25 protein-coding genes are annotated in these 25,377 nt (G+C 70.7%); 9 read left to right on the top strand and 16 right to left on the bottom strand.

Features of this window, described 5'->3' with window-relative positions; translation table 11 throughout:
* Complete coding sequence (locus tag ACFVSU_RS12415) at positions 1–369, bottom strand: sterol carrier family protein (protein WP_387142976.1); 369 nt, start codon at positions 367–369, stop codon at positions 1–3.
* Positions 370–509: 140 nt separating this feature from the next.
* Here ACFVSU_RS12415 and purD point away from each other — a divergent pair, with 140 nt between their 5' ends.
* The 9 genes from purD to ACFVSU_RS12370 all read left to right on the top strand — a co-directional run bounded on the left by purD (position 510) and on the right by ACFVSU_RS12370 (position 9,677).
* The gene (purD, locus tag ACFVSU_RS12410; protein ID WP_387142973.1) at positions 510–1,784 is read left to right on the top strand and encodes a phosphoribosylamine--glycine ligase; all 1,275 of its coding nucleotides are present in this window, start codon (positions 510–512) and stop codon (positions 1,782–1,784) included.
* A gap of 3 nt (positions 1,785–1,787) precedes the next feature.
* Positions 1,788–2,174, top strand: a complete 387-nt coding sequence (locus ACFVSU_RS12405; protein WP_387142970.1) for a hypothetical protein — start codon at positions 1,788–1,790, stop codon at positions 2,172–2,174.
* Between the two features lie 146 nt (positions 2,175–2,320).
* Positions 2,321–3,769: an aldehyde dehydrogenase family protein gene (locus ACFVSU_RS12400; protein WP_387142967.1), complete on the top strand. Its 1,449-nt coding sequence runs from the start codon at positions 2,321–2,323 to the stop codon at positions 3,767–3,769.
* Entirely contained in the window at positions 3,769–5,085 is a 1,317-nt protein-coding gene (lhgO, locus tag ACFVSU_RS12395) for an L-2-hydroxyglutarate oxidase (RefSeq protein WP_387142964.1), read from the top strand. Before ACFVSU_RS12400 ends, lhgO begins: the two co-directional genes overlap by 1 nt.
* Positions 5,086–5,095: 10 nt before the next feature.
* Positions 5,096–5,536: a flavodoxin domain-containing protein gene (locus ACFVSU_RS12390; protein ID WP_387142961.1), complete on the top strand. Its 441-nt coding sequence runs from the start codon at positions 5,096–5,098 to the stop codon at positions 5,534–5,536.
* A 104-nt stretch (positions 5,537–5,640) separates the two neighbouring features.
* A complete protein-coding gene (locus ACFVSU_RS12385; RefSeq protein WP_387143517.1) occupies positions 5,641–6,924 on the top strand; it encodes an MFS transporter in 1,284 nt (427 codons plus the stop codon).
* 269 nt (positions 6,925–7,193) lie between these two features.
* Complete coding sequence (locus ACFVSU_RS12380; protein WP_387142958.1) at positions 7,194–7,895, top strand: DUF2306 domain-containing protein; 702 nt, start codon at positions 7,194–7,196, stop codon at positions 7,893–7,895.
* Positions 7,896–7,899: 4 nt separating this feature from the next.
* The gene (locus ACFVSU_RS12375) at positions 7,900–9,027 is read left to right on the top strand and encodes a sensor histidine kinase (RefSeq protein WP_387142955.1); all 1,128 of its coding nucleotides are present in this window, start codon (positions 7,900–7,902) and stop codon (positions 9,025–9,027) included.
* The gene (locus ACFVSU_RS12370; protein WP_387142952.1) at positions 9,024–9,677 is read left to right on the top strand and encodes a response regulator; all 654 of its coding nucleotides are present in this window, start codon (positions 9,024–9,026) and stop codon (positions 9,675–9,677) included. Before ACFVSU_RS12375 ends, ACFVSU_RS12370 begins: the two co-directional genes overlap by 4 nt.
* Positions 9,678–9,965: 288 nt before the next feature.
* Here ACFVSU_RS12370 and ACFVSU_RS12365 read toward each other — a convergent pair whose 3' ends face one another.
* The 15 genes from ACFVSU_RS12365 to ACFVSU_RS12295 all read right to left on the bottom strand — a co-directional run bounded on the left by ACFVSU_RS12365 (position 9,966) and on the right by ACFVSU_RS12295 (position 25,358).
* Positions 9,966–10,253 (bottom strand): putative quinol monooxygenase, encoded by a 288-nt coding sequence (locus tag ACFVSU_RS12365; RefSeq protein WP_387142949.1) that lies wholly within the window; start codon positions 10,251–10,253, stop codon positions 9,966–9,968.
* Positions 10,250–11,302 carry a hypothetical protein gene (locus ACFVSU_RS12360; RefSeq protein WP_387142946.1) on the bottom strand — a complete coding sequence of 351 codons (1,053 nt, stop codon included), beginning with the start codon at positions 11,300–11,302 and terminating at the stop codon, positions 10,250–10,252. The genes ACFVSU_RS12365 and ACFVSU_RS12360 overlap by 4 nt, the downstream gene beginning before the upstream one ends.
* A 13-nt stretch (positions 11,303–11,315) precedes the next feature.
* Positions 11,316–11,783, bottom strand: coding sequence for a heme-binding protein (locus ACFVSU_RS12355; protein ID WP_387142943.1), 468 nt, complete (start codon positions 11,781–11,783; stop codon positions 11,316–11,318).
* Between the two features lies 1 nt (position 11,784).
* Entirely contained in the window at positions 11,785–12,591 is an 807-nt protein-coding gene (locus tag ACFVSU_RS12350) for an alpha/beta fold hydrolase (RefSeq protein WP_387142940.1), read from the bottom strand.
* A gap of 73 nt (positions 12,592–12,664) precedes the next feature.
* Positions 12,665–13,129, bottom strand: coding sequence for a VOC family protein (locus ACFVSU_RS12345; protein WP_387142938.1), 465 nt, complete (start codon positions 13,127–13,129; stop codon positions 12,665–12,667).
* Positions 13,126–13,968 carry a fumarylacetoacetate hydrolase family protein gene (locus tag ACFVSU_RS12340; RefSeq protein ID WP_387142935.1) on the bottom strand — a complete coding sequence of 281 codons (843 nt, stop codon included), beginning with the start codon at positions 13,966–13,968 and terminating at the stop codon, positions 13,126–13,128. The genes ACFVSU_RS12345 and ACFVSU_RS12340 overlap by 4 nt, the downstream gene beginning before the upstream one ends.
* Before the next feature lie 35 nt (positions 13,969–14,003).
* Positions 14,004–15,491 (bottom strand): NAD-dependent succinate-semialdehyde dehydrogenase, encoded by a 1,488-nt coding sequence (locus tag ACFVSU_RS12335; RefSeq protein ID WP_387142932.1) that lies wholly within the window; start codon positions 15,489–15,491, stop codon positions 14,004–14,006.
* The gene (locus ACFVSU_RS12330) at positions 15,488–16,426 is read right to left on the bottom strand and encodes a VOC family protein (protein ID WP_387142929.1); all 939 of its coding nucleotides are present in this window, start codon (positions 16,424–16,426) and stop codon (positions 15,488–15,490) included. Before ACFVSU_RS12330 ends, ACFVSU_RS12335 begins: the two co-directional genes overlap by 4 nt.
* 4 nt (positions 16,427–16,430) lie before the next feature.
* The gene (locus ACFVSU_RS12325) at positions 16,431–16,967 is read right to left on the bottom strand and encodes a MarR family winged helix-turn-helix transcriptional regulator (protein ID WP_387142926.1); all 537 of its coding nucleotides are present in this window, start codon (positions 16,965–16,967) and stop codon (positions 16,431–16,433) included.
* A gap of 211 nt (positions 16,968–17,178) precedes the next feature.
* The gene (locus tag ACFVSU_RS12320) at positions 17,179–18,084 is read right to left on the bottom strand and encodes a LysR substrate-binding domain-containing protein (protein WP_387142923.1); all 906 of its coding nucleotides are present in this window, start codon (positions 18,082–18,084) and stop codon (positions 17,179–17,181) included.
* 117 nt (positions 18,085–18,201) lie between these two features.
* A complete protein-coding gene (locus ACFVSU_RS12315; protein WP_387142920.1) occupies positions 18,202–19,110 on the bottom strand; it encodes an ATP-binding cassette domain-containing protein in 909 nt (302 codons plus the stop codon).
* Positions 19,107–21,011: a dipeptide/oligopeptide/nickel ABC transporter permease/ATP-binding protein gene (locus ACFVSU_RS12310; protein ID WP_387142917.1), complete on the bottom strand. Its 1,905-nt coding sequence runs from the start codon at positions 21,009–21,011 to the stop codon at positions 19,107–19,109. The genes ACFVSU_RS12315 and ACFVSU_RS12310 overlap by 4 nt, the downstream gene beginning before the upstream one ends.
* A complete protein-coding gene (locus ACFVSU_RS12305; protein ID WP_387142914.1) occupies positions 21,008–21,955 on the bottom strand; it encodes an ABC transporter permease in 948 nt (315 codons plus the stop codon). Before ACFVSU_RS12305 ends, ACFVSU_RS12310 begins: the two co-directional genes overlap by 4 nt.
* Before the next feature lie 95 nt (positions 21,956–22,050).
* The gene (locus ACFVSU_RS12300; protein WP_387142911.1) at positions 22,051–23,598 is read right to left on the bottom strand and encodes an ABC transporter substrate-binding protein; all 1,548 of its coding nucleotides are present in this window, start codon (positions 23,596–23,598) and stop codon (positions 22,051–22,053) included.
* A 185-nt stretch (positions 23,599–23,783) separates the two neighbouring features.
* A complete protein-coding gene (locus ACFVSU_RS12295; protein ID WP_387142909.1) occupies positions 23,784–25,358 on the bottom strand; it encodes an arylsulfatase in 1,575 nt (524 codons plus the stop codon).
* Positions 25,359–25,377: the final 19 nt, after the last annotated feature.

The following is a 25,377-nucleotide window of genomic DNA, read 5'->3' as shown; positions in this document are numbered from 1 at the left end:
TCAAGGCCGCAGGGGCAGGAGGTCCGAGATGTCGGCGCGCGTACCCGAGGCGCTGATGCGGCCCGCGGTCGCGGCATCCGTCCACTGCTCGGCGCCGGTCGCGAGGGCGATCCAGGTCGCGGGATCCGTCTCGACGACGTTCGGCGGGGTGCCGCGCGTGTGCCGGGGCCCCTCGACCACCTGCACCGCGCCGAACGGCGGCACGCGCACCTCGACCGAGTTGCCCGGCGCCTTCTCGGCGAGTAGCTGCAGCAGGTAGCGCACGGCCGTCGCGTTGTCGGTGCGGGCGGGCGGAACGGATGCCTCCGTCGCCGCCGCGACCGCGCTCAGGGCGGCGCGGCCGTCGTCGGTCGAGATCTTGCGGGCCACTCCTCCACGCTACGCGTCAAAGCGTCGGGCTCAACCCGCGACATCGAGGCCCGCGGGAGCCGAAGACGGCGATCGAGCCCGACGCTTCCACGCCCGAGCGGCCCGAAACAGCGAGAAGGGCCGCCGGTAGGCTGGAACGCGTGAAGATCCTGGTTCTCGGCTCGGGCGCGCGGGAGCACGCCATCATCCTGGCGCTGCGGTCGGAGGAGGCGGAGCACGAGATCTTCGCGGCTCCCGGCAACGCCGGGATCGGGCAGGACGCGCAGCTGGTCGCCCTCGATCAGAACGACCCCGTGGCCGTCAGCCAGTTCGCGATCGACAACGACATCGCCCTCGTCATCATCGGCCCGGAGGCCCCCCTGGTCGCGGGCGTCGCCGATGCGGTGCGCACGCGCGGCATCCCGGCGTTCGGGCCCGGCCAGGCGGCCGCGCAGCTCGAGGGATCGAAGACGTTCGCCAAGCGCATCATGGATGCCGCCGGGGTTCCGACGGGCCGCGCCGTGCGCGCGCACACCCGCGCCGAGGTCGAGGCCGCGTTCGACGATCTCGGCGCCCCGCACGTCGTCAAGGCCGACGGACTCGCGGCCGGCAAGGGCGTCATCGTGACGAGCGACCGCGAGGCCGCCCTCGCGCACGCCGACGAGTACCTGCCGTCGGGCGCCGTACTCGTCGAGGAGTTCCTCTCGGGCCCCGAGGTGTCGCTGTTCTTCCTCAGCGACGGCGATCACGTGCTGCCGCTCAGCCCCGCCCAGGACTACAAGCGCCTGCTCGACGGCGACGAGGGCCCCAACACCGGCGGCATGGGCGCGTACTCGCCGCTGCCCTGGCTCGACGGCAAGTTCGGCAGCGAGCGCGAGTTCGTGGAGCTCGTCACGCGCGACATCGCCGAGCCCGTGATCCGTCAATTGGATGCTGAGGGCACGCCGTTCATCGGACTCCTCTACGCCGGCCTCATCCTGACCGACGACGGTGTGAAGGTCATCGAGTTCAACGCGCGCTTCGGCGACCCCGAGACCCAGGTCGTGCTGCCCCGGCTCGTCGACCCGCTGTCGGAGCTGCTGCTGGCCGCGGCATCCGGCCACCTCGAGGATCTCCCCCTCCCCGCCTTCGCCAACGACGTCGCCGTCACGGTCGTGCTCGCGAGCGAGGGCTACCCGGCCTCGCCGATCACCGGCCGCGCGCTGACGAACCTGCGCGAGGCGGAGTCGATCGACGGGGTGCACCTCGCCCACGCCGCCACCGCCGAGACCGACGGCGGACTTGTCGGCACCGGTGGACGCGTGCTCAACGTCGTCGGCGTCGGCACCACCTTCGTCGAGGCCCGCGACCGCGCTTACCGCGCGCTCGGTGCCATCGGCCTCGAGGGCGGCCAGCACCGCACCGACATCGCCGCGCGCGTCGCCGAAGGGCTCTGACGCATGCGTCGCGGCGCAGCATCCGTCATCCTGATGCTCGCGCTCGCGGGCGGTGCGATCACCGCGTGCTCCGGCACCGTCGACATCGACGCTCCCGGCAAGGAGCTGATGGACCAGGCGCACCAGGTCGCGAATGAGGCCCTCGTTGCCGCGGCCACGACCGGGCTGCAGGCGCTGCAGGCGACCGGCGCGGTCACCGAGGATGCCGTGCGCGACGCCCTCGAGAAGGCCGGAGCGGCCGAGGTCGAGACTCGCGTCGTCGGCGACAGCCTGCTGTTCGGGGCTGAGGTCTCGGGCGGCTGCGTGTACGGCTCCGTCGGCACCTCGGGCACCGTCTCGATCGACCTCGGCGGCGTGAACGCCGACGGCGGGTGCCTCCGCGAGCCGTGATCCGCGCGGGAGCGTGAAAGGTCGGCAAGCAAGGCTTGCGTGATCGGTGGCCCGTGCGCGTTGCCGCCCTCGCGGCACCCGGCGAAGCTGGGAGGAGCCTCTCGCGCCGTGTCCGGCGTCCGTCGGCGAGGCGACTGGAGGAACCCGTGAGCATCACCGTCAGCCCCAACCTCGTGGAGGGCCGCTTCTCGACCGAGGCGTCGGGCGAACCCATCGAGGTCCGCGATCCCGCGACCGGCGACCTCGTCGGGCGGGTCCCCGCTATGGGTCCCGCCGACCTCGACGCCGTGCTCGACGCGGCGCTGCGCGGTGCGAAGGCGTGGCGGGCGACCGGGCCGATCGAGCGCGGTCGGGTGCTGCTCGACGCGGCGGCGCTGATCCGGAAGGATGCCGTCGACCTGACGGCGCTCATCGTCACCGAGATGGGCAAGACCATCGCTGAGGCTCGGGGCGAAGTCGGCAAGGCGGCCGAGTTCTTCGAGTACTACGGCGGTCTCGGACGCGCGCCCTTCGGCGAGCTGATCCCCGACGCGCGCCCCGGCACCTTCGCGCTGCAGAAGCGCGAGCCGATCGGCGTCGTGCTGCTGATCACGCCGTGGAACGATCCGCTCCTCACCCCCGCCCGCAAGATGGCACCCGCGCTCATCTCGGGCAACGCCGTCGTCATCAAGCCCGCGACCGAGACGCCGCTGATCACCCTGCGCCTCGCCGAGATCCTGCACCGCGCGGGCGTGCCCGCCGGCGTGCTGGGCACGGTGACCGGCCGCGGCTCCGTCATCGGCGATGCGCTGGCGACCGACCGACGGCTCGCGGCGGTGTCGTTCACCGGCTCGACCGCGGTCGGCCTCGACCTGCAGCGCAAGCTCGCGGGCAGCAGCATCCGGGTGCAGACCGAGATGGGGGGCAAGAACGCGGCCGTCGTGCTCGACGACGCCGACCTCGATCTCGTCGTTCCGGTGCTGATGGCGGGCGCGTTCGGGCAGGCGGGTCAGCGCTGCACCGCGACCAGCCGCCTCATCGTGCAGCGCGGCCTCGCGGCCGAACTGCGGGCGCGGGTCGCAGCATCCGTCCAAGCCCTCCGCGTCGGAGCGGGCGGCGCCGACGGCACCGACGTGGGTCCGGTGGTCAGCCGCACCGCGCAGCGCGACATCACGGCCCGGGTGGATGCCGCGGTCGGCGCGGGCGCCACCGTTATCGCGCGAGCGGCCCTGGCTGACGGGCTCGCCGAGAGCGGGGCGTTCGTCGAGCCGGTGTTCGTGGCGTTCGACCGCGACAACAGCCTGTGGCGCGACGAGGTGTTCGGACCGGTGCTCGGGATGATCGAGGTCGACACGCTCGACGAGGCCATCGAAGCCGTGAACGACTCGGCGTACGGCCTATCGAGTGCGGTGTACACGCGCAGCCTCGACGCGGCGTTCCGCTTCGTCGACGAGGTCGACACCGGACAGGTCTCGGTGAACCAGCCGACGAGCGGGTGGGACATCCACCAGGCGTTCGGAGGATTCAAGGAGTCGGGCTCGCCGTTCAAGGAGCAGGGGCTCGAAGCGCTGCGCTTCTACACGCGCGTCAAGACCGCGGCCGTGAGGACCCACTGATGGCCCTTCGACAGCCTCAGGGACCGGGGACTCGGCGCACCGGGATCATCGGTGGCGGCATCGTGGGCGTCGCCCTGGCGCGGGCGTTGAGCGCGCGGGGTGACGAGGTGACGGTGCTGGAGAAGGAGGGCCGGCTGTCGCAGCATCAGACCGGGCACAACTCCGGGGTGGTGCACGCGGGCCTGTACTACAAGCCGGGGTCGCTGAAGGCGACGCTGTGCGCGGCGGGGCGGGTGTCGATCCGCGAGTTCTGCGAGGAGAAGGGGCTGCCGTACCGGGAGGTCGGCAAGCTCGTGGTCGCGGTCGACGCGTCCGAACTGGACGCGCTGGCCGAGATCGAGCGGCGGTCACTGGAGAACGGGGTGCCGGATCTGACCCGCATCGACGATCTGGAGCGGTTGCGGGAGATCGAGCCGCACGTCGCGGGGGTCGCCGCGGTGCACTCGCCGCATACTGCGGTGGTCGACTACGCGTCGATCACCGAGGCGATGGCGCAGGACGTCCGCGCCGCCGGCGGGCAGGTGCGGCTCGGCCACGAGGTCACCGGGATGACCCTGGAGAACGGCCGGGTGCGGGTGGTGACGCCGGTGTCTGAGGACGGGTTCGACCGGGTCATCGTGTGCGCGGGGCTGCAGTCCGACGTGGTGGCCCGGTTCGTGGGCGCCGACCCGTCGCCGAAGATCCTGCCGTTCCGCGGCGAGTACTGGGAGCTGGCGCCGGAGCGCACCGACCTGGTGAAGGGCATGATCTACCCGGTGCCCGACCCGCGGTTCCCGTTCCTCGGCGTGCACTTCACGCGCGGCGTGTACGACAACGTGCACGTCGGCCCGAACGCGGTGCCCGCGCTGGCCCGGGAGGGGTACAACTGGCTGCAGTGGTCGGTGAAGGACACGGTCGAGTCGCTGCGGTGGCCGGGCGCGTGGCCGCTCGCGAAGCAGCACTGGCGGATGGGCGTCGACGAGATCTCGGGATCGCTGATCAAGCCGCTGTACTTCCAGAAGGCGCGCCGGTTCATCCCCGAGCTGCGTTCGTCGGACCTGTCCCACAAGCACGGCGCCGGGGTGCGCGCACAGGCATGGGGCCGTGGGGGCGAGCTCCTCGACGACTTCGCCGTCGACCAGGTCGGGCCCGTCACACTGCTCCGCAACGCCCCCTCGCCCGCAGCCACCAGCTCCATCGCGATCGCCGAGTACGTCATCGACCACTACCTCGACGCGCCCCGCGCGGCTTCCCCCGCGAAGACGACGGCGACGGTCCCCACGCCCGCGGCAGCGCCGGTGGCGCAGGCGTCCACCGCGGCGAAGGCCGCGGGCTGAGGCATCCGTCATGCGCATCGTCGCCCTGTACGGCACCGAGTCGGGCAATGCCGAGGCCGTCGCGCTCGGCATCGCGAAGGCGGTGCCCGGTGTCGAGGTCGTGAACATGGCGGACGCCGGCGTCGACGTGTTCGAGCCGGGCGCGCTGTACCTGATCTCGTGCGCGACCCACGGCGGCGGCGAGCTGCCCGGGTTCGCGCAGTTCCTGCACGACGACCTGCTCGACCTCGCCCCTGACCTCGGCGGCGTGACGTACGCGATGTTCGGCCTCGGCGACACCTCGTACGACGAGCGCTACAACCGCGGCGCGCACCAGTTCGACGAGCTTCTCCGCTCGCTCGGGGCGACCCGGGTGGGGCCGTTCGGGGAGCACGACGTCATGACGCGCAGCGACCCGGCGGAGCTCGGCATCGCGTGGGCGCAGGCGGTGCTTGCCGAGACCGGGCCATGAACGGCCGGGGCCGCTCCGCCAAGGTCAGCGACCGGGATCGGGCGTATGCAGATGACGGGGTCCGGCCCCTGAGCCCGTCGAACGGCGACCTCGGCACGCGGCGGATGCTGTGGCGGTTCGCCCCCATGATCTACGGGCCGACGCTGCTGTTCGGGCTCGCCGAGGGCGCGCTGCTGCCGCTGCTGCCCGTGATCGCGGCGGCGCTCGGCGCCGACGTCGCGCAGGCCGCGCTCATCGTCTCGGTGATCGTGGTCGCGCGACTCATCGGCAACCTGCCCGCGGGCTGGCTCGTCGCGCGCATCGGCGAGCGACGCACGATGGCGATCGCCGGATGCCTCGCCCTCGCGGGCGGCGTCGGCATCCTGCTGGCACCGGGGCTCGGCGTGCTCGCCGCCGCGTCCTTCCTCATCGGGCTGTGCGCATCGGCGTTCGGGCTCGCGCGGCACGCGTTCATGACGACCCGCGTGCCGCTGCACTACCGGGCGCGGGCGCTGTCGGTGCTGGGCGGCTCGTTCCGGCTCGGTATGTTCGCCGGCCCCTTCATCGCCGCCGCGCTGCTGGCGTGGTCGGGGTCCACCGACGCCGCCGTGTGGTTCTTCCTCGCGATGCTCGTCGCCCTCGTGGTGCTCGTACTCGTGGGCCGCGACCCCGAAGAGGAACTCGAGGCCGAGGGGCAGTTGCCGTCGCGCACCGCCCTTCGACAGGCTCAGGGACCGGGCGGGGCTCAGGGACCGGGCGGGGCTCAGGGACCGGCTGCTGGACACCCCGCGGCCGCGCCGGCCGGGGTGTTCCGCACGATGTGGCGGCACCGCGCGGTGCTCGCGCGGATGGGCCTGCCCGCAGCATCCCTTTCGGGACTCCGCCAGGCCCGCGTGTACCTCCTGCCGCTGTGGGGCGTCTCGCTCGGACTCGATGCCGAGGTGATCGCGCTCATCGTGGGCCTGACGGGCGCGCTCGAGTTCGCGCTGTTCTACTCGAGCGGGCAGATCATGGACCGCTGGGGGCGCCTGTGGGCCTGCGCGCCGTCGATGGTGCTGATGGGCGGCGCCTTCGTCAGTCTCGCCTTCACCCACGACCTCGAGGCAGCGACCGCGTGGTTCGTCGCCGGCGCCGTCGTCGTGGGGGTCGGCAACGGCCTGTCGAGCGGCATCCTGATGACTCTCGGCGCCGACGTCGCACCCGCGACGGATCCCGCGCCGTTCCTCGGATCGTGGCGGACGTTGACGGATGCCGGAGCCGCGGCCACTCCCCTCCTCATCGCCGGCGTGACCGCTGCGGTATCCCTGCCGGTCGCGACCGCGCTCGTCGGCGCGCTGGGGCTGCTGGGAGCGGTCGGATTCTCGGTGTCCGTGCCTCGATACGTCCCGCACCCACCCCACGACCGCTGACCGCGCCGTCGGTTCACTCGGCGCGCTCCGTCGCTCCCGCGGCGCAACGCGACGCTTCGCGCCAACTCAGGGTTGGCCCCCCGATTCGGCCTGGCCCGACCCGTCGCCTCCGCGGCCGAACGCGACGGTTCGCGCCAACTCGGGGTTGGACGCCCGGGCTCGAGCGGGCCCGGGTTTGCCTGGCAAGCCGTCGCCTCGGCCGATCGGACGAGGCGTTTCGAGCCGGGCGGCCGAAGCGGCGCAGCATCCGTTCTCGCCAGCATGGCGGCATGACAACCGCCACCGCCCGCCCGCGGGCCACCCGACGCCGGCCCGAGTGGCTCGTGCCCACCGGGCTCATCGCCCTGAGCCTCGTGCCGATCGTGGCGGGATCCGCCCGCCTCACGCAGCTCACCACCGGCGCGACGGTCACGGCCGAGAACGCCCGGTTCTTCGACTCGCCCATCCCCGTCGTCGCGCACATCATCGGGTCGAGCGTGTTCCTCGTGCTCGGCGCGCTGCAGTTCGCCCCATCTCTGCGGCGGCGGCGCTGGCACCGCATCGCCGGGCGCGTCGTCGCGCCCGCGGGGCTCGTCTCGGCGCTGTCGGCACTCTGGATGACGCTGTTCTACGACATGCCGGCAGCCGTGACCGGTCCAGGGCTGGCGGCCGTGCGAATCGTGCTCGGCGCGGCCATGGCCGGCGCCATCGTCGTCGCGTTCGTCGCGATCCGGCGCGGCGACGTCCGTACGCACAGCGCATGGATGACGCGCGCCTACGCGATCGGCATGGGCGCGGGCACGCAGGTGCTCGTGTTCATGCCCTACACCCTGCTGGTCGGAACCCCCGCGCCCCTGACCCACACGCTGCTGATGACGGCCGGCTGGGTGATCAACCTGGTCATCGCCGAGGTCGTCATCCGGCGGCGCGCTCGCGCCGGACGCCGCCGCAGCGGCGCCCCGATGGCGGCAACCGGTGCCCGCCTATCATGAGGGCATGACGAGCCCGGTCCGCGCGCTCTGGGCCGCGCCCGCGGCGGTTCCGGCGCCGCCCCGTCGGGTCTGGCGCGACTGGGTGCTCGTCGGTGTGATCCCGGCGCTGGCGTTGGTCGAGGCATCCGTCCGCACCGACGTGCCGTGGCGCTGGCTGTGGGCCGTCGTGCTGGCCGCACTCGCACCCACGCTGCTGTGGCGCCGGTCGCGTCCCTTCACGATGCTCGCGATCGCGTTCGCCGTCGGCACGACGGTGGGCGTGGCAACGGCCGGCGACCCGCAGCTGTACACGACGGCGTACTTCCTGATCCTTCTCTACGCGGTGTTCCGGTGGGGCTCTGGACGGGCGATGCTCGCGGGCGGCGCGCTGGTCGTCATCGGGATGCTGCTCACCTTCCTCGCGACGCCGCCCGAGGTCGCCGACGTCATCGGCGGCGTGGCCGTGGCGGTCACGACGGCCATGCTCGGCCTCGCGGTGCGGTGGCGACGACGCGCGCGCAGCCGCGAACTCGAGCAGGTGCGGCTGCTCGAGCGCGAGCAGCTCGCCCGCGACCTGCACGACACCGTCGCGCACCACGTGTCGGCGATCGCGATCCAGGCCCAGGCGGGCAGCGCCGTGGCGGCGACCGATCCCGGCGCGACGGTGCGGGTGCTGCAGGCGATCGAGGCCGAGGCGACGCGGACGCTCCGCGAGATGCGCGCGATGGTCGGCGTGCTGCGGGCGCCCGACGATGCGCTCGCGCCGACACCCGGGCTCGCCGAGATCCGCTCGCTGGCGGCGGATGCTGCGGCGCCGAGGGTCGTCGTGACGCTCGGCGGTGATCTCGACAGCGTGCCGCAGGCGGTCGCCGCCGCGGTGTTCCGCATCGCGCAAGAGGCGGTGACCAACGCCCGTCGCCATGCCCGCGGCGCCACTCGGATCGAGGTGGGTGTCGAGGTCGACGTCGAGGGCGTGCGACTCGAGGTGCGCGACGATGGCGGGTCCGCAGCATCCACTCCCTCGTTCGGTTACGGGATCACCGGCATGCGCGAGCGCGCGGCGCTGCTCGGCGGGACGTGCGAGGCCGGCCCGGCGCCCGGCGGCGGCTGGGTCGTCACCGCCGCCCTCCCGCGGGCAGGATGGACCGCATGACCGTGCGCGTGCTCGTCGCCGACGACCAGGACCTCGTGCGGACGGGGCTGCACATGATCCTGGACGCACAGCCCGACATCGAGGTGGTCGGCGAGGCCGCCGACGGCGCCGAGGCGGTCGCGCTCGCGCGGAGCCTGCGGCCCGACGTGTGCCTGCTCGACATCCGCATGCCGGTGATGGACGGGCTCGCTGCAACCCGTGCCCTCGCCGGCCCGGACGTCTCCGACCCGATCCCCGTCGTCGTCATCACGACGTTCGACCTCGACGAGTACGTCTACGAGGCGCTCCGCTCGGGGGCGCGCGGATTCCTCCTCAAAGACGCCGGAGCGGTGCTGCTCGCCGAGGCCGTGCGCGCGGCGGCGCGCGGCGATGCGCTCATCGACCCGAACGTGACGGTGCGCCTGATCGAGGCATTCGCGGGCGGGACTGCCGAACCGGCGGTACAGCCCTCGAGCCCTCTCACCGACCGGGAGGAGGCGGTGCTCGCCGGCGTCGCCCGCGGCCTCGGCAACAGCGAGATCGGCGACGAACTGCACGTGTCGCTCAGCACGGTGAAGACGCACCTCGCGAGCATCATGACCAAGCTCGGTGCCCGCAACCGTGTCGAGCTCGCGATCTGGGCCCACGAGCGCGGCCGCGGGCGCCGGTAGGCGCGAACCCATCTCTCCGCTCACCCGGCGCGTCTCGTCGCCTGGCTGGGCCTACCCGACGGAATCGGCCCACTGAGGTACGCAGCATCCGGCGTCCCCGCCTCGATGCACAGAACAGGTGCTGCCCTCCACCTGCCGGCTGATTCCCGGGTGCCGCGGTTCACCCGGCGCAGTGCGTCGCGTTGCAGCGGCGAAGCGACGATTCGCGTCAGGTGGAGCCCTGCGTGGTGGCCCGACGCCGGCGCCGAACGCGCCGCGGGGGGTCGGCGCGCTCGGCGACGGGGTCGATCAGAACTCGACCGCGACCGTCACCTCGGTCGGCGCGACCGTCAGCCCCTTGAGGCCGTCGCGCAGCACCTGCACGGGGGCGCCGGTGTTGTGGGCGGCGAGCGCCTCGCGCGAAGCCCAGCGCTCGACGATCACGATCGTGCCGTCGTCGGCGAGGTGCGGGTCGTACTGCACGCAGCCGCCCTCGGACCGGATGCCCTCGACCGCCGCGCGGACGGCGGCGGCAGCATCCGTGATCCTCTCCGGATCGGGATGGATGCGGGCCACCACCGTCACGGCTTCGGTCACGCCTCGTTCCCCCAGACCATCGTTGCGAAGGTCTCGACGTGCTCGAGCTTCTTGCGCTGCTGCGCGATGCTGAGCGGAGCATCGCGGTAGTGGATCGGCTGGAAGCCCCGGTTAGGGAGGAGGCCGATGCGGTCGAAGTCGTGCTGCTCGAGGGCGATGTCGAGGCGCGCCATCACCGTGTCGATGTCTTCGAGCTCCGGATCGAACGCGTCGACGATGCCGATGCCGATCTGCTTGTCGTCGGGCACGAGGGTCGGGATGTTGCGGGCCACGATCGCGTCGGTGTGGAACGGGAACGTGTACTTGTCGTAGTCCGACGCGAACAGCTGCTCGGCGCGACGCACGTCGAGATCGCCTGAGAGGTCGTCGTCCCAGCCGATCGTGAGCGCGACCTTCTGGTCCTCATCCCTCTCGATGCCCGCGACCACGGCCGCGTCGATGGAGAGCGCCTCGTCGAACGACATCTCGCCGACCTCGCCGCCCGAGAGATAGGTGAAGTAGTCCGGGTTGTCGAACTGCACGAACTTCACCCCGATCTCGAACAGCAGCTCCAGCTCGTCGCGCAGCATCTCGGCGACGGCATCGCCGACGGCGGCCGCACCGGGGTACGCCCGCTCCGCCCCGTCCGTGTAGGTGTGCGCGGCGATGTGCGCGGCCGAGGGCAGCTTCACCTTCACCGGGAATCCGGTGTGGTCGAGCAGGAACCGAGCCGCGTCGGTGGCGATCGGCTTGCGCTGCTTCAGCGGGCCGTCGACGGTCCAGGTACCCAGGCCGGAGGCATCCATCGCATCGGGCACGCGGCTGAAGCCCGCTACCGACTGGAGCACCGCGCTGCGGTAGTCGCCGTCGCGGAAGTTGCCGTCCGACAGGCACGAGAGCGTGAGGTGACGCTGGAACGAGATGAACTCGAGGATCGCGTCGTCCTCGGCCTGCTGCCGTTCCTCGGTGGTGATCTCACCGGCGCGGAACTTCTTCCGCGCCTGCTGGATCGCGTCGGGACGGACGTTGTCGCCGTGGTTGTCTATGCGGTACGAGAAGAGATTGGCCATCGTCGGCCGCCTTTCAGTGCTTCGGGTCGCCGGCACCCTTGGCACCGGCCCACTCGTCGAAATCCGTCTCGTAGCCGAGCTCGGTGAGGATGCTCTGCGCGAGAGCCTCGTCCTCCTGGGGGGTTCCGCCCGAGACGCCGACCCCGCCGACGAACTCGCCCTCGAGCTTGAGGGTCACTCCTCCTCCGGTGGCGACGATGGGGAACTGGCCGAGGTCGCCGACCTTGCTGAAGAAGACCGGATCGGAGGTCGACCAGCCCTTGAGCATGCCGCTCGGACGCTGCATGACGGCCGACGTGTAGGCCTTCGACAGCGCGATGAGCGGGGTCATCGGGCGCGCGCCGTCGAACCGGCGGATGCTCACGATGAAGCCGCCGGAGTCGACGACCGCGATCGACAGCCCCTTGCCGAGCCGCAGCGCCTCGCGCTCCGCGACCTCCATGATCTTCTCGGCCTCATCCTGCATCGCGTTCTTCGGCATCTCAGGTCTCCTTCGTTGCGGCGGGTGCAGCGCCCACCGCGACCGGTGCGAGGGCGTCGACGAGCTTCTTCACGGCCGCGTTGAACTGCTCGGGCCGCTCCCAGTACATGGAGTGCGGGGCATCCGGAACGATCTCGAGCAGCGACCCCTCGATGAGCGCGTGCGCGGCCGTCACCGTCGCGGGGCTCAGCACCGCGTCCTTCTCGCCCGCCAGGAAGGCGACACGGATGCCGGATCCGGCGACATCGCCGGGCGTCGGGCCGTCGCTGGAGAGGTTGCGGAGGTCCTGCATGCGCGCCTTGTTGAACGTGCCCATCTGGGTGAAGAGGAACGTCTTGGCGGACTCCTCCTCGCGGAACCGCTTCGTGAGGAGGCGATCGATCACCGGAAGCTTCTCGGCCTCGGCGCGGTCGGCCTTCACCAGCGGCGTCACCTCGGGGGCGTCGATCCCGCCGAGCGAGTGGGCGAGGATCACACCGCGCACGCGCTCCGGCACGCGCAGCGCCGCCTTGAGCGCTGCGGCCGCGCCGATCGACTGGCCGAGGAGCACAGCATCCGTGAGGTCGGCATCCTCCAGGACGGCCACGATGTCGCCGGGGAAGCTGAGGCTGTCGTACCTCTCGTCGGGGTCGGAGTTGCCGAAGCCGCGCAGATCGAGCGTGACGATCGTGTGCTCGTCGCGCAGCGCCGCGACCTGCTGCCACCAGGCGGCGTGGTGGCCGCCCGAGCCGTGCACGAAGACGATGGGCGATCCCTCGCCGTGCACCTCGTAGTAGATGGTCGTGCCGTTGTTGTCGACCGTGGGCATGCGTCCCTCCTCGGGGCAGGGTGGTTCGACCGGCCCGCCCATGAACGGCGAGCCGGTGAAGGAAAGGGTCGGGTCAGGCGGGGCGCTTGCCGTGGTAGACGAGCTCGATCATCGTGTGGTCGGGGTCGTGGATGTAGCAGAACTTGGACTGGTTCTCGGGGCGCTCGACCGGGCGCGTGTGGCGGATGCCGAGGCTGTCGAGGTGACCGAGGAAGCCGTCCCAGTCCTCGACCTCCATGGCGAAGTGGTACGGCGCCATGCGGTCCATCTCCTCGACCGGCGTGAAGTGCAGGTCGAAGCGGCCCTTGGTCATGAGCACCACGCGGGTGTTGCTCTTGGGCATGACGCGCTTGAGGCCGAAGACCTTCGTGTACCACTCGACGGTGCGATCGACGTTGGTCGTCGGGAAGTTGACGTGGTGGATGTACTTCGGCTCGATGCTGCGCCCCTGCTCGTCGAACTTGGGCTCGGGCAGGCTGAAGCCCTTCTCGACGTGGCTCGGACCAGGGGCGGTCTCGGTGGTTTCGGTGGTGCTCATGCGGGCACTCCCTCTCTGTCGGTGCCGGCGACCTCGCCGACGCTGGTGTCGATGCGGGCGCCCTCGGCGACCACGGTGTTGGTGAGCGTTCCGATTCCGGAGACCTCGATGTCGATCACGTCACCGACGTCCATCGCGGTGTTGCCGTCGGCGCCCATCCACAGCACGTCGCCCGGGTGGACGGTGATGTACTTCGTCATCTCGACGAGGAAGTCGTACGGGTCGAAGATCATGTCGCCCGTCTCGAACGAGGCGTCGACGACGCCGTTGCGGCGGACCGTGGTGACGGACGCGAGCGGATCGACGTCGGTCTCGATCCACGGCCCCATCGGCTTGAACGTGTCGGCGTTCTTCGCGCGCCAGAACGTGCGGTCGGCGTGCTGCCATTCGCGGGCGCTCACGTCGTTGCCGATCGTCCAGCCGAAGACGGCGGCCTTCGCCTCGTCGCGCGTGGCGTGGCGCAGGGTGCGCCCGATCACCGCGACGACCTCGGCCTCGGTCTCGAAGCGCCCCTCCACGTCGGACGGCTTCACGATCGCCGCCGCGTGGCCGACGAGCGCGCTCTGCGCGCGATAGCCGACCTCCGGGTGCGGCCCGACCTTGACCGGGTCGTACCCGAGTTCTGCGTGGTGGCGGTTGTGGGCCTTGTAGTTGAACCCGGCCGCGTAGAACGTGCGCGGCATGACCGGCGGCAGCAGGACGACGGAGGAGAGCGGATGCCGCGGCCCGACCGCCGCCGAAGGCCCGGCCCACGGCGCACCGGTGAGCTCGACGACGTCGTCGCCGTCGACGACCGCGAAGAACTCGTGGCCGTCGACCCTGCACCGGGCGTACCGCATCCGTGTTCTCCTTGGTCCCTGAGCCTGTCGAAGGGTCAGCGCAGCTTGTGCGAGACGCGCTTGGTGATGAGGTACGCCTGCACACCCTCGGGACCGGACTCGCGGCCGAGGCCGCTCTCCTTCACGCCGCCCGACGGCGCCTCGGTGACCGAGCCGCCGCAGTGGTTGATCGAGAGGATGCCGGCCTCGAACCCGCGGGCGAGGATGTCGGCCGTCGACGCGGACTCGGTGAAGCCGTAGGCCGCGAGCCCGAACGGCAGCGAGTTCGCGATGCGGATGGCCTCGTCGAGGTCGGTGAACGTCGTGATCGGGGCGATGGGGCCGAACGGCTCCTCGCTCATGATCTCGGCGTCCAGCGGCACGTTCACAAGCACGGTCGGGGCGTAGAAGCAGCCCTTCTCGCCGATGCGGTGACCGCCCGTGGCGACGGTCGCGCCGTGGGCGACAGCATCCGTCACCAATGCATGGGTGGACTCGACGCGCTTGGCGTTGATGAGCGGGCCCATCGTGACGTCGTCGTCGAGCGGGTCGCCCACGACGAGCGCCTCGGCGAGGCGCACCATCTCGGCGGTGAAGGCCTCGGCGATCGACTCGTGCACGAGGAAGCGGCTGGGCGACGTGCACACCTGGCCGGCGTTCGCCCACTTCGCGGCCGACGCCCGGCGCGCGGCCTGGATCGGATCGGCGTCGGAGGCGACGATGACAGGCGCGTGGCCGCCGAGCTCCATGATGGTCGGCTTCATGAGGCCGCCCGCGCGGGCGTTGAGCTCCTTGCCGACGGGCACGGAGCCGGTGAACGCGATGAGGCGCGTGGTCGGCGATTCGATGAGGTGCTCGGCGGTCTCGGCGCCGCGGCCGAACACGAGGTTCAGCACGCCCGCGGGCAGACCCGCGTCGTGGAACGCCTGCACCAGAGCGCACACCGTGGCGGGCACCTCCTGCGACGCCTTGATCACGAGCGTGCACCCGGCGGCGATGGCCGCGGACATCTTGCGCATCGGCGAGCCCGCGGGGAAGTTCCAGGGGACGATCGCGCCGACCACGCCCACCGGCTCGTACCGCACGGTGAGCGACGTGTCGACGTCGGTGGGGATGATGCGGCCGTAGAGGCGCCGGGTCTCCTGCGCGCACCACTCGAGCGTGCCCGAGACGCGCAGCACCTCGGTCGTGGCATCCTTCACCGGCTTGCCCTGCTCGACGGCCATGAGCCGTCCGATCTCGGGCGCCCGCTCGCGCAGCAGCGCGACGGTCTTCATGAGGATGCGCGCCTTCTCGAACGCGGACGTGTCGCGCCAGGCGGGGAAGGCCCGGTCTGCGGCGACGAGGGCATCGTCGAGATCGGATGCCTCGGCCCGGGCGACGCGCCCGATCACGGAGTCGTCGACGGGGTTGAGCACGTCGAACGTGCGGCCCTGGGCGCCCTCGCGCCAGGCGCCGTCGATGTACAGGCCGAGCCGGGCGGCCGAGTAGATCTCGGCGGCGCGGGTGGCAGCATCCGTTCGCGTTTCGGCTGCGATGGTCATGCGAGGGCCGTTCCTTCCGACGTGTTGGGCACCGCGCTGTCGCGGTTGGTCTCGAGCACCCAGATGTGGTGCGGCGGGGTCTCTTCGTGCACGCGCGTCGGGTACGAGTCGTCGACGCGGTCCATATCGGCGGCGTACTCGACGCGCCCGCCGGCCGGGCAGTGCACGAACCGGAAGACGTTCGAGCCGACGGTGTGCCGGCCGAGGCGCCGCGCTTCGCGCCAGCCCTTCTGGATCATGTGATTGCCGCCCTCGATCACGTCGTCGAAGCCCGAGACCTCGAACGAGACGTGGTTCGTGCCGGCGCGGTCGGGGCGGTGGCACAGCAGGAAGTTGTGCTGGTCGTCGTCGCCCTCGATCTGCATGAACACGCCCATGGGCTTGACGATGTCGACGGCGCGGAAGTTGAGGCGGTCGAGGTAGAAGTCGATGGCCTCGTCCTTGCTCGCCTTCGGGATGTTCAGCGCCACGTGGCACATGCGGATCGGACGGATGTCCGCGATCGGCGTGTGCGGCTGGTTCCAGCGCTCGACGTGGCCTCGGCTGTTGTAGCGGCGCGGGTCGTAGTCGACGTGCTCGGGTGCGGTGACGGCGAGCGCGAGACCGAAGCCGGTCTCGTCGACCGTGTGTGCGACGCCGTTCGCGTCGACGGTGACCTCACGGTCGGTGCGGAGGTCGGCCACGAGCGCGTCGAGAGCCTCCTGCGTGTCGACGCCCCACACCACCTCGCGGATCCCCGACGTCGTTTCCACCGATGCCGGAAGGCTCGGGTCGTCGATGCGCTTGAGCACGAGACGCTGGTCGACCTGCGTCGTGAGCACGACCTCGGTGTCGGACTGTGCGACGAGCGCGAGGCCGAAGTCGACGAAGAACCGCGCGCACTCGTCGAGGTCGTCGACGCCGTACACGACGGATTCGATGCGTTCGATCGACATGCGCTCAGGCCTCTCGGTGGGGGGTCGCGGTCGAGTCTGCGCTCTCGCCCGCAGCGGCGGGAGCCTCCGACGCGAACCCTTTCGTTGCGCGGTCTGCATGCAGGCCCGCCCGGATGCGCACGAGCGCGTCCACCGCGCTCCCGGGCACGTCGGCGCCGTCGGCGGCGGCGTGCCAGGCGGTCTCGACGAGCCCCGCCCACGAGGTGCGGAGCTTGCCGATCGTCTCGTCGGCGAGTGGCGTGGCGTCGATGCGGATCGCCCGGCCGTCGGCCTCGTCGCGCTGCGACGTGATGTAGCCGCGGCCGCGGAGGTCGCGCAGTGCCACACTCACGTTGGCGCGCTGCAGCCCGCTGCCGTCGGCGATGTCGGAGGCGGAGCATCCGGGGTGATTGTGCACGTAGCGCATCACCTGTCCCTGCGTCTGGGTCAGGGGGACGACGGGCGTGGTCTGCACCGCCCGCAGCTGGATCTCGCGCGCGATGTCGATCACCAGCTCGGCCAGCAGCCGGAACGTCGGATCGGTGTTCGCTTCTTCGCTCATCGGGCCTCCTCGCGCGATTTGATTATCAAAACATAATCACTTTGTGGTAGCAACCCTGCGTTCATGAGCTGAGGACCTGTGCGTCAGTCGAGGACCCGGCTCCTCATCTGAGGGCCAGCGCCGAGATGAGGCGCGACGACGCCGGATCGATCCTCGTCTCGGCCCTCGTCCTCAGTTGAGGACGGGCGCAGAGACCTCTGATGAGGACCGGTCAGGCCGCAGCGGCGGCGCGGGTGCGGAACCAGGTCGTCATGAAGTCGAGGAAGATGCGCACACGCTCGGGCGTGCGGCCACCCGGCCCGTGGACGGCGTACAGCGCGCGGGCCGGCGGCTGGTGCTGGGGCAGCAGCTCGACGAGCTCTCCCGCCGCGAGCCGCGCCTCGGCGGGGCGGCGCGGGATGAGCGCGATGCCGCAGCCCTCCTCCACGAGCTTCTCGATCACGAGGTACGAGTTCGCGATCACCGCGGCCTCCTGCACCTTGAAGTGGATCGTGTCGGCGCCGGAGCCGAGGCGCCAGACGGGGTCGTTCGGGTGCAGCAGGCACAGGTGATCGTTCAGCTCGGCGACCGTCGCGGGCGTGCCCTTGCGACGCAGGTAGTCGGCCGAGGCGGCGAGCACGAACGGCAACTCCGAGACGCGGCGCACCAGCACGTTCGAGTCGCGAAGGTCGCGGGTGTGGAAGGCGATGTCGTACCCGCGGTCGAGGAAGTCGTAGTTGCGGTCCGACATGCCGCCGAGCTCGAAACGCACCTGGATCTTCGGGTGATCCCGCACGAAGGCCGCGATCGCGTCGCCGACCTCGAGGGTGCCGATCCACTTCGGGCAGATGATCGACAGCGTTCCCTCCGGCGCATCGCGCGACCCCGAGAGCGACGCATCCTCGTCGTCGATCTCGTCGAGGATGCGCTCGGCGAACTCGGCGTAGCGCTTGCCCGCCTCGGTGAGGCTCACCGAGCGCGCCGTGCGGTTCACCAGGCGCACGCCGACCTGCCGCTCGAGGTCCGCGACGTGGCGCGAGACGAGCGAGCCCGAGATCGCGAGCTCGCGCGCCGCCGCGCTGAAGCTCGACGACTTCGCGACGGTGACGAACGTCTTCATGACGACCAGACGATCCACGGCGACCTCCCCGTTCCCGACGACCGTCGTCGTGAACTGAATGGAGCTTACCTATGCAGGATCTGCACAGCTCTGTTCCGAGGTTGCAAGGATGACAACCTCAGTCTGAGCGATCCGTCAGACCGCCGGCACGAGTCCCTCAACGTGCGCGCGGGCGAACGCGGCGCGCACGGCGCGCCGCTCGTCGCGCCCTGCCGGGTGCTGCGCCGGTGTCGCCCCGAGCAGCTTGCGCGTGTACGGATGCTGCGGATCGTCGAAGACGCGAGCCGCCTCGGCGAACTCCACGAGCCGGCCGAGACGCATCACGGCGATGCGGTCCGAGATGTGCCGCACGATCTCGAGGTTGTGCCCGATGAAGAGGTAGCTCATCCCGGTCTCGGCCTGAAGGTCGACGAGCAGGTTGATGATCTGGTTCTGCGTCGAGAGGTCGAGCGCGCTCAGCGCCTCGTCGCAGACGACGAGGCGGGGCTTGAGCACGAGGGCGCGCGCGATGGCCACGCGCTGCTGCTGCCCACCCGACAGCTCGCTCGGGTACCGCTCGAGGTACGCGCGCGTGAGGCCGACGTGATCGAACGTCTCGGCAGCGATGCGTGCTCGCTCGGCGGCGTTGCCCAGACCATGGCGCTTGAGGGCCGCCGTGACCGCCATCGACACGGGCTGCCGCGGGTTGAGCGACATCGCCGGGTCCTGGAAGACCGCCTGGACGTCCCGGCGATACGACAGCGGCGTGCGGTGGCCGAGCGTGGTGACCTCGGTGCCGTCGAAGCGGATGGAACCCGCGGACGGCGCGAGCAGGCGCAGGATCGCACGACCGACGGTCGACTTGCCCGAACCCGACTCACCGACCAGGCCCAGTGTCTCGCCCGGCAGAATGTCGAAGGTCACGTCCTCGACGACGTTCTTCCGTTCCCTGCGGAAGACGCTGCGAGCTTCGTAGCTGATCGACAGACCCGTGACTTCGAGCAGCGGGTCGCGGCCCGCCTCCGGTCGGGTCGCGCTGACGGGGGTGCTCAGCTCGGTCTTCACCGCGCCACCTCCTTCGTGGGACGCGGACGTCGATCGCGTGCGGCGAGCAGCGACTTCGTATACGGATGCTGCGGCTCATCGAACAGCGCCGCCGCAGAGTGGGTGACCTCGACCAGCTCGCCCTGGTACATGACGGCCGCGCGGTCGCATGCTTCGGCCACGACACCCATGTCGTGCGTGATGAGGAGGATCGCCATGCCGTACTCATCGCGGAGGTCCAGGAGCAGGTCCAGCACCTGGGCCTGGGTCGTCACGTCGAGCGCGCTCGTCGCCTCGTCGGCGACCATCAGCTCGGGCCGTGAGGCGAGGGCGATCGCGATCGCGACGCGCTGGGCCATACCTCCTGAGAACTGGTGCGGGTAGTGGCTCAGGCGGCTCTCGGCATCCTTCACGCCGACCCGATCGAGCAGCTCGATCGATCGTGCCCGGACCTCGGCCTTCGATAGGTGGAAGTGGGCACGCAGCGGCTCCGCGAGCTGCTTGCCGATCGTGTGCACGGGTGAGAGGGAAGCCATCGGGTCCTGGAAGACGGCGGCGATCTTGCTGCCGCGCACTCCGCGCAGTTCCTTCTCCGTCCTGCCGACGAGGTCCTCGCCGTCGAGCAGGATGGCGCCGTGCGAGACGCCGATTCCGGGGGCGAGCAGCCCGAGCACGGCGCGTGCGAACGTGGACTTGCCCGAACCCGACTCGCCGATCAGGCCCACGATCTCACCGCGTGCGATGCTGAGCGAGGCGCCCTTGACGAGCTCCACTGTCCCCTTCTCGACGCTCTGGAACTCGATGTGCAGGTCGCGCACCTCCAGGACGTTGCCGTCGTCGGCGGGGGCGTAGACGCGATCCGCGTCGTCGCGCACGATCGGCGCGAGCTCGATCCCTTCGGGCGGCCCGACGGGCGAGGTCGGCGTCACGTAACCGCCGGCCTCGGCAGCGGCGACGGCCCCGGCCGCGGGCGCCTCGACGACGGCGGCCTGTGCCACGTTGTCGGCGATCCTCTTCGTGCGGCGGAACGGCTTGCGCCGCCCCACACCGAGGGCTTCGTTGAGCCCGTCGCCGATGATGTTGAACGCGAGCACCGTGCACACGATGACGACGCCGGGCGGGATCGCCATGAACGGCTGCACCGCGAGCTTCGCGGCGGCAACGCCGAGCAGTCCGCCCCAGGACGGAACCGCCGATTCCAGTCCGATCCCGAGGAAGCTCAGCGCGGACTCGATGATGATCGCGGTCCCGGTCATGATCGCTGCCTGGACGATCAAGGGTGAGGCCAGATTCGGCAGCACCTGTTTGAAGACGATCGAACTCTCACGCAGGCCGGTCACCCGCGCCGCGTCGACGTAGAGCTTGCTGCGTTCGGCCATCGTGATGGCGCGCGCCATGCGGGCGAAGTTCATGCAGAACATGAGGCCGATCGCGAGTAGCAGGGGCGCGAGGCCCCGGCCCAGGATCGAGATGACGGCGAACGCGACGAGGATGCCGGGCATCGCGTCGAAGACGTCGACGAAGCGTGTCCCGACGCGATCGGTCCATCCGCCGCGGAAGCCCAGGAGCAGGCCGATCGGCACGCCGATGAGCATGGCGACCATCACGGCGCCGAAGCCGACCGCCAGCGCGACGCGGGCGCCGTAGATGATGCGGCTGAGGGTGTCGCGGCCGTTCTCGTCGGTTCCGAGCCAGTGCTCGGCGGACGGCCCCTGGAGCACCGCGGTGAAGTCGTTCTCGAGCGGGTCGTAGGGAGCGAGCCACGGGGCGAAGATCGCCCACACCACCACGAGGAGCAGCCACGCGAGGGCGACGATCGTCAGCGGCTGGCGCAGCAGCCGGCGGACGACCTTGGTCCCCTGCTTCTGCTCCGACGCCGTCGTCCGGATCGCGACCGTCTTGCCGTACTGTGTCTCGGTCATGCGGGTCGGGCCTTCGGGTTGATGAGTCCGTACGAGATGTCGAGGACCATGTTGACGATGATGACGAGCACGCCGATGACCAGCGCCACGCCCTGGACGACGGGGAAGTCCTTCGCCATCACGCTCTGGAGCATCAGGGTGCCGAGACCGGGGAAGCTGAACACCTTCTCCATCACGAGGCTGACGCCGAACAGGACGCCGACCGCGAGTCCGATCGCGGCGAGGGCGGGAACGAGCGAGTTCTTGAACGCGTACGTCCAGAGGATCCGCCGGCGAGGCACACCGGCGGCGACGAGGGTGTCGATGTACCGGGAACTCAGCGCCTCGGCGATCGCGGTGCGGGTCTGGCGGGCGATGAGGGCCGACGTGCCGATCCCGAGGGCGATCGCAGGAAGGACGAGACCGGAGAGCCACTTCCCCACGTCCTGCGAGGGCGGGGTCCAGGCGAGGACCGGGGCGACGTGCAGCTGGATGACGAACACGACGACGAGGATCTGGCCGAGCCAGAACTCGGGCACGGACTGCATGAATGCGGTCAGGCCGGTTACCGCCCGGTCGCGCGGCTGACCCGCCTTGATCCCGGCGAAGATGCCGAGCCCCATGCCGACGATCACGGCGACGACCAGCCCGCCCACCACCAGCGACAGCGTCGCGGGAAGGCGCTGGGTGATCATGTCGGTCACCGGCTGCCCCGAGAGCAGCGACGTGCCGAGGTCTCCCTGCAGCGCGGCGGCGTACCAGTCGAACAGGCGGACGAGGAACGGCTGGTTCAGGCCCAGGTGGGCTTCCACCTCGGCGATGGCCTCGGGGGTCGCGGCGGCATCACCGAGGATCGCCGCCGCGACGCTGCCCGGCACGAGGTACGTCAGTGAGAAGACCAGCAGCGAGACGATGAGCAGTTGAGGGACGGCGAGGACGAGCCGGTAGCCGATCAGCTTCAGCATGTCGACCTGCTCCGACTTGTCGTTCGCCGTCCCATTGCACTGCTTCTTTCTCTTGCGGGTCTTCACCGGGAGGCCGCGCCAGCGGCCGGATGGACTTACTCCGAGACCACCGGGTAGACGCTGCGGTAGTCGATGAGGTTGATCATGTACGGCTGGCTGGACTCCTGGACGCCGGCGACGGTGTCGGTGTTCCAGCCGATGCGCTGACCGCCGACGGCGAAGCCGCACGCGAGCGCCTCGTCGTCGATGATGATCTTCATGACCTCTTCCCAGAGGCCGGCGGCCTCTTCGGTCGAGCCCGCGGCCTTGGCCGCGTCGGCGGCGGCCTTCAGCTCAGGGCTCTCGTACTTCGACGGGTTCTGACGAGCCGTCGACGCGAACCAACTGGAGTACCAGTCGAACGGCGTGATCTCGGGGTTCTGGCCGATGCCGAGCGCGTACTTGCCGGTGTTCCAGGTCGACTGGAAGTCGGGGACGGCCAGGTCCTGCACCGTCACGTTGACGCCGTCGAGCTGGTTCATCTGGTCGGCGTAGAACTCGATCTGCCCCTTGAGGAACGGCGCGGCCGGGAAGGTGGCCTCGACGCTCGCACCGCCGAGCAGCTCCTCCGCCTTGTCGAGATCGGCGGGGTAGCCGACGATGTCGGGGTTGTAGCCGACCTCGCCCTCGAGGAAGTGCTGCTGCGGCACCTCGAGCGTCATCGGGTCGAACTGCTGGTATGCCTCGGTGTCGAGGGTCGAGCAGATCGCCTTGCGCACGTCGACGTCGCCGAACACCCCGCCTGGGGCGCGGTCAAAGAAGACCACGTTGTTGCGCACGGCGTTGTAGTCGTACCAGTCGATGTTCTCGACGCCCTCCAGGCGTGCGAACTGGTCGTTCTCGATGTCGGTGACATCCAGCTCGTCGCCGAGCAGGGCGGCGACGGCCGAGGTGTCGTCGGCGATCGCGTAAAGCTCGACGTTCTCGAAGTACACCGGGTCGCCCCAGTAGTCCTCGTTGAGCGTGAAGGCGTACTTGTTGCCATCGACGGAGTTCGCCGCGTCGTACTTCCAGGGCCCCGTGCCGACGGGCTCCTTGAGGATCGTGCCGTCCGCGATCGCGGTCGGGCTGGCGATGAGGACGTTGTTCCGCGTGAGCATCGTGAGGAACGTGGGAGCCGGGAACTTGAAGTTGATCTTGGCCGTGTACTCGTCCACGATGTCGATCGACGCGACCGCCTGCAGGGGGCCGGAGTAGGCGCCCGGGTTGTCGCGCACGTACTCGAGGTTGGCCTTGACGGCCTCGGCGTTGAACGGCGTGCCGTCGTGGAAGGTGACGTCGTCGCGCAGCTTCAGGGTGAGCGCCATGGGCTCCTCGACCCACTCGGTGGCGAGGTTGGGGAGGATCTCGTTGTTCTCGCCGAGCAGCACGAGGGACTCGTAGGGCACGTAGTAGTACCCGGGCTCGATGCGCGCGCCCGGCGCCCAGGTGCTGGGCGCGGAGCCCCAGTTGATGCGCAGCGTGCCGGTCGGCTCGCTGGGCGGGCCCGACGTCGCGCTACTGGTCGGGGCGGCTTCGCCGCCTCCGCCGGAGCAGCCGGCGAGCATCGCGCCGACGACCACCAGCGGGACCACCACCTTCATCCATCGCTTCTCAAGTGCCATGTGGGACGCCTCCTCGCGTCGCTGTCGAGCGCTTCTGCGCGCTCGGATCTGGGCTAGAACACCCGCCTTGGTGCTCGGGTCCTGCCACGGTACCTACGCGTCCGGGAGCGGACCCAGACCCCAACCGGCAAGCTAACCGTGCACGATCTGCGGGGTGCGCGGACCGGGTTCGCGGCCCCTCTCGATCACGACGTCGCCTGCCATGCCGGCAGCCCCTGCGCCTCGTAGATCGCGACAAGTTCGGGGAACGGGATCACACCGTGTCGGCCTGCCCACTCCTGCCATGCGCGCGCGAGCTCCGCCACCAGTTCGGGATGGTCGGCGGCGAGATCGCGCAGCTCCGCGCGGTCGACATCCAGATCGTACAGTTCCCATTCGCCGCCGTACTCGCGCACGAGCTTGTGGCGGCCGCGGCGGATGGCCGCGTTGCCGATGTGCTCCCAGCAGAGGTCGCGCTGCGGCATCCGCTCGCCCTGCAGGAGCCCGACCAGGCTGGCGCCGGTGACGCGGTCGGGCAGCGGAGCGCCGACGGCGGCCGCGATCGTCGGGAGCAGGTCGGTCACATGCGCCGGTTCGTGGCGGATGCCGCCACCGCCGATTCCGCCGGCGGGCCAGCTCGCGATCATCGGGGCGGCGATCCCGCCCTCGTGCACCCACGACTTGTAGAGCCGGAACGGGGTGTTGGAGAGGTTCGCCCACGCGCGGCCGTAGCTGGCGTAGGTGTCCTCGGCGCCGGGCACGATCGACGGATCGTTGCCGATCGAGACCGGGTCGCCGTCGCGGGTGTGGTCGGGGGTCACATGCGGCGCGAAGCGTCTGCCGAGCGGGATCTCCATGGCCTCCGCGCCGTTGTCGCTGAGGAACAGCAGCAGGGTGTCGTCGAAGCGCCCGGCCCGGTCGAGCTCGTCGAGCAGCCTTCCGATCGACCGGTCCATCACCACCACCTGCGCCGCGTAGACCTCCATGCGCCGCGCCTGCCACGCCGGGTCGCCGGCGTCGGGCCAGGCGGGCTCGGCATCATCGCGGGGTGCGGGCTCGAACGACTCCGGGAAGAGCCCGAGCTCAGCCTGGCGGGCGCGGCGTCGTTCGCGCAGCGCGTCCCAGCCGTCGTCGTAGTCGCCGGATCGCTCCTGGATGTCGTCCGCCGGCGCCTGCAGCGGCCAGTGCGGGGCGGTGAGCGCGAGGTAGAGGAAGTAGCGGCTATCCGCCGCGACCTGCTCGCGCACGAAGTCGACGGCCTCGTCTGCCAGCGCGTGCGTGAGATAGAAGTCGGGGCGGAGCGCGTCGTCTTCGGCGCTCTGCTCGCCGCGGAAGAACGCCTTCGGGGCGAAGTAGCTCGTGCCGCCGCCGATGATCCCGTAGAAGCGGTCGAACCCGCGCCGGGTGGGCCAGGTGTCGTCGGCCTCGCTCACCTGCGACGACAGATGCCACTTGCCCGCCAGCGCCGTCGCATAGCCCGCCTCCGACAGCATCGTCGCGAGCGTCGGAACCTCAGGGTCCAGCGAGCCGCGGTAGCCGACGGGTCGCGTGAGCACGCCGATCCCCACCTCGTGCGACGGCCGGCCGGTGAGCAGTGCGGCTCTGGTCGGGCTGCAGCGCGGGGTCGTGTAGAAGCTGCTGAGGCGCACGCCGCGCTCGGCGAGCCGGTCGAGATTCGGCGTCGGGATCTCGCCGCCGTACGACGCAAGGTCGGAGAATCCCAGGTCGTCGACGAGGATCACGATCACGTCGGGGCGGGGGGCAGGTGTGGGCGGCGTCATCGCGGCTCCTCGGCTTCGG

It is taken from the genome of Microbacterium sp. NPDC058062 (assembly GCF_042885375.1).
GTDB classification, from domain to species: domain Bacteria; phylum Actinomycetota; class Actinomycetes; order Actinomycetales; family Microbacteriaceae; genus Microbacterium; species Microbacterium trichothecenolyticum_C.
The sequence above is the reverse complement of the archived record's forward strand: the minus strand, read 5'-3'. Positions and strand labels throughout refer to the sequence as shown.

Excerpts from the sequence above, each read along its gene's own strand:
- ACFVSU_RS12405 (WP_387142970.1), top strand. The coding sequence starts at position 1,788 with ATGCGTCGCGGCGCAGCATCCGTCATCCTGATGCTCGCGCTCGCGGGC.
- lhgO (WP_387142964.1), top strand. The coding sequence starts at position 3,769 with ATGGCCCTTCGACAGCCTCAGGGACCGGGGACTCGGCGCACCGGGATC.
- ACFVSU_RS12390 (WP_387142961.1), top strand. The coding sequence starts at position 5,096 with ATGCGCATCGTCGCCCTGTACGGCACCGAGTCGGGCAATGCCGAGGCC.
- ACFVSU_RS12385 (WP_387143517.1), top strand. The coding sequence starts at position 5,641 with ATGCTGTGGCGGTTCGCCCCCATGATCTACGGGCCGACGCTGCTGTTC.
- ACFVSU_RS12380 (WP_387142958.1), top strand. The coding sequence starts at position 7,194 with ATGACAACCGCCACCGCCCGCCCGCGGGCCACCCGACGCCGGCCCGAG.
- ACFVSU_RS12375 (WP_387142955.1), top strand. The coding sequence starts at position 7,900 with ATGACGAGCCCGGTCCGCGCGCTCTGGGCCGCGCCCGCGGCGGTTCCG.
- ACFVSU_RS12370 (WP_387142952.1), top strand. The coding sequence starts at position 9,024 with ATGACCGTGCGCGTGCTCGTCGCCGACGACCAGGACCTCGTGCGGACG.
- ACFVSU_RS12360 (WP_387142946.1), bottom strand. The coding sequence starts at position 11,302 with ATGGCCAATCTCTTCTCGTACCGCATAGACAACCACGGCGACAACGTC.
- ACFVSU_RS12355 (WP_387142943.1), bottom strand. The coding sequence starts at position 11,783 with ATGCCGAAGAACGCGATGCAGGATGAGGCCGAGAAGATCATGGAGGTC.
- ACFVSU_RS12350 (WP_387142940.1), bottom strand. The coding sequence starts at position 12,591 with ATGCCCACGGTCGACAACAACGGCACGACCATCTACTACGAGGTGCAC.
- ACFVSU_RS12345 (WP_387142938.1), bottom strand. The coding sequence starts at position 13,129 with ATGAGCACCACCGAAACCACCGAGACCGCCCCTGGTCCGAGCCACGTC.
- ACFVSU_RS12340 (WP_387142935.1), bottom strand. The coding sequence starts at position 13,968 with ATGCGGTACGCCCGGTGCAGGGTCGACGGCCACGAGTTCTTCGCGGTC.
- ACFVSU_RS12335 (WP_387142932.1), bottom strand. The coding sequence starts at position 15,491 with ATGACCATCGCAGCCGAAACGCGAACGGATGCTGCCACCCGCGCCGCC.
- ACFVSU_RS12330 (WP_387142929.1), bottom strand. The coding sequence starts at position 16,426 with ATGTCGATCGAACGCATCGAATCCGTCGTGTACGGCGTCGACGACCTC.
- ACFVSU_RS12325 (WP_387142926.1), bottom strand. The coding sequence starts at position 16,967 with ATGAGCGAAGAAGCGAACACCGATCCGACGTTCCGGCTGCTGGCCGAG.
- ACFVSU_RS12310 (WP_387142917.1), bottom strand. The coding sequence starts at position 21,011 with ATGACCGAGACACAGTACGGCAAGACGGTCGCGATCCGGACGACGGCG.
- ACFVSU_RS12305 (WP_387142914.1), bottom strand. The coding sequence starts at position 21,955 with ATGCTGAAGCTGATCGGCTACCGGCTCGTCCTCGCCGTCCCTCAACTG.
- ACFVSU_RS12300 (WP_387142911.1), bottom strand. The coding sequence starts at position 23,598 with ATGGCACTTGAGAAGCGATGGATGAAGGTGGTGGTCCCGCTGGTGGTC.
- ACFVSU_RS12295 (WP_387142909.1), bottom strand. The coding sequence starts at position 25,358 with ATGACGCCGCCCACACCTGCCCCCCGCCCCGACGTGATCGTGATCCTC.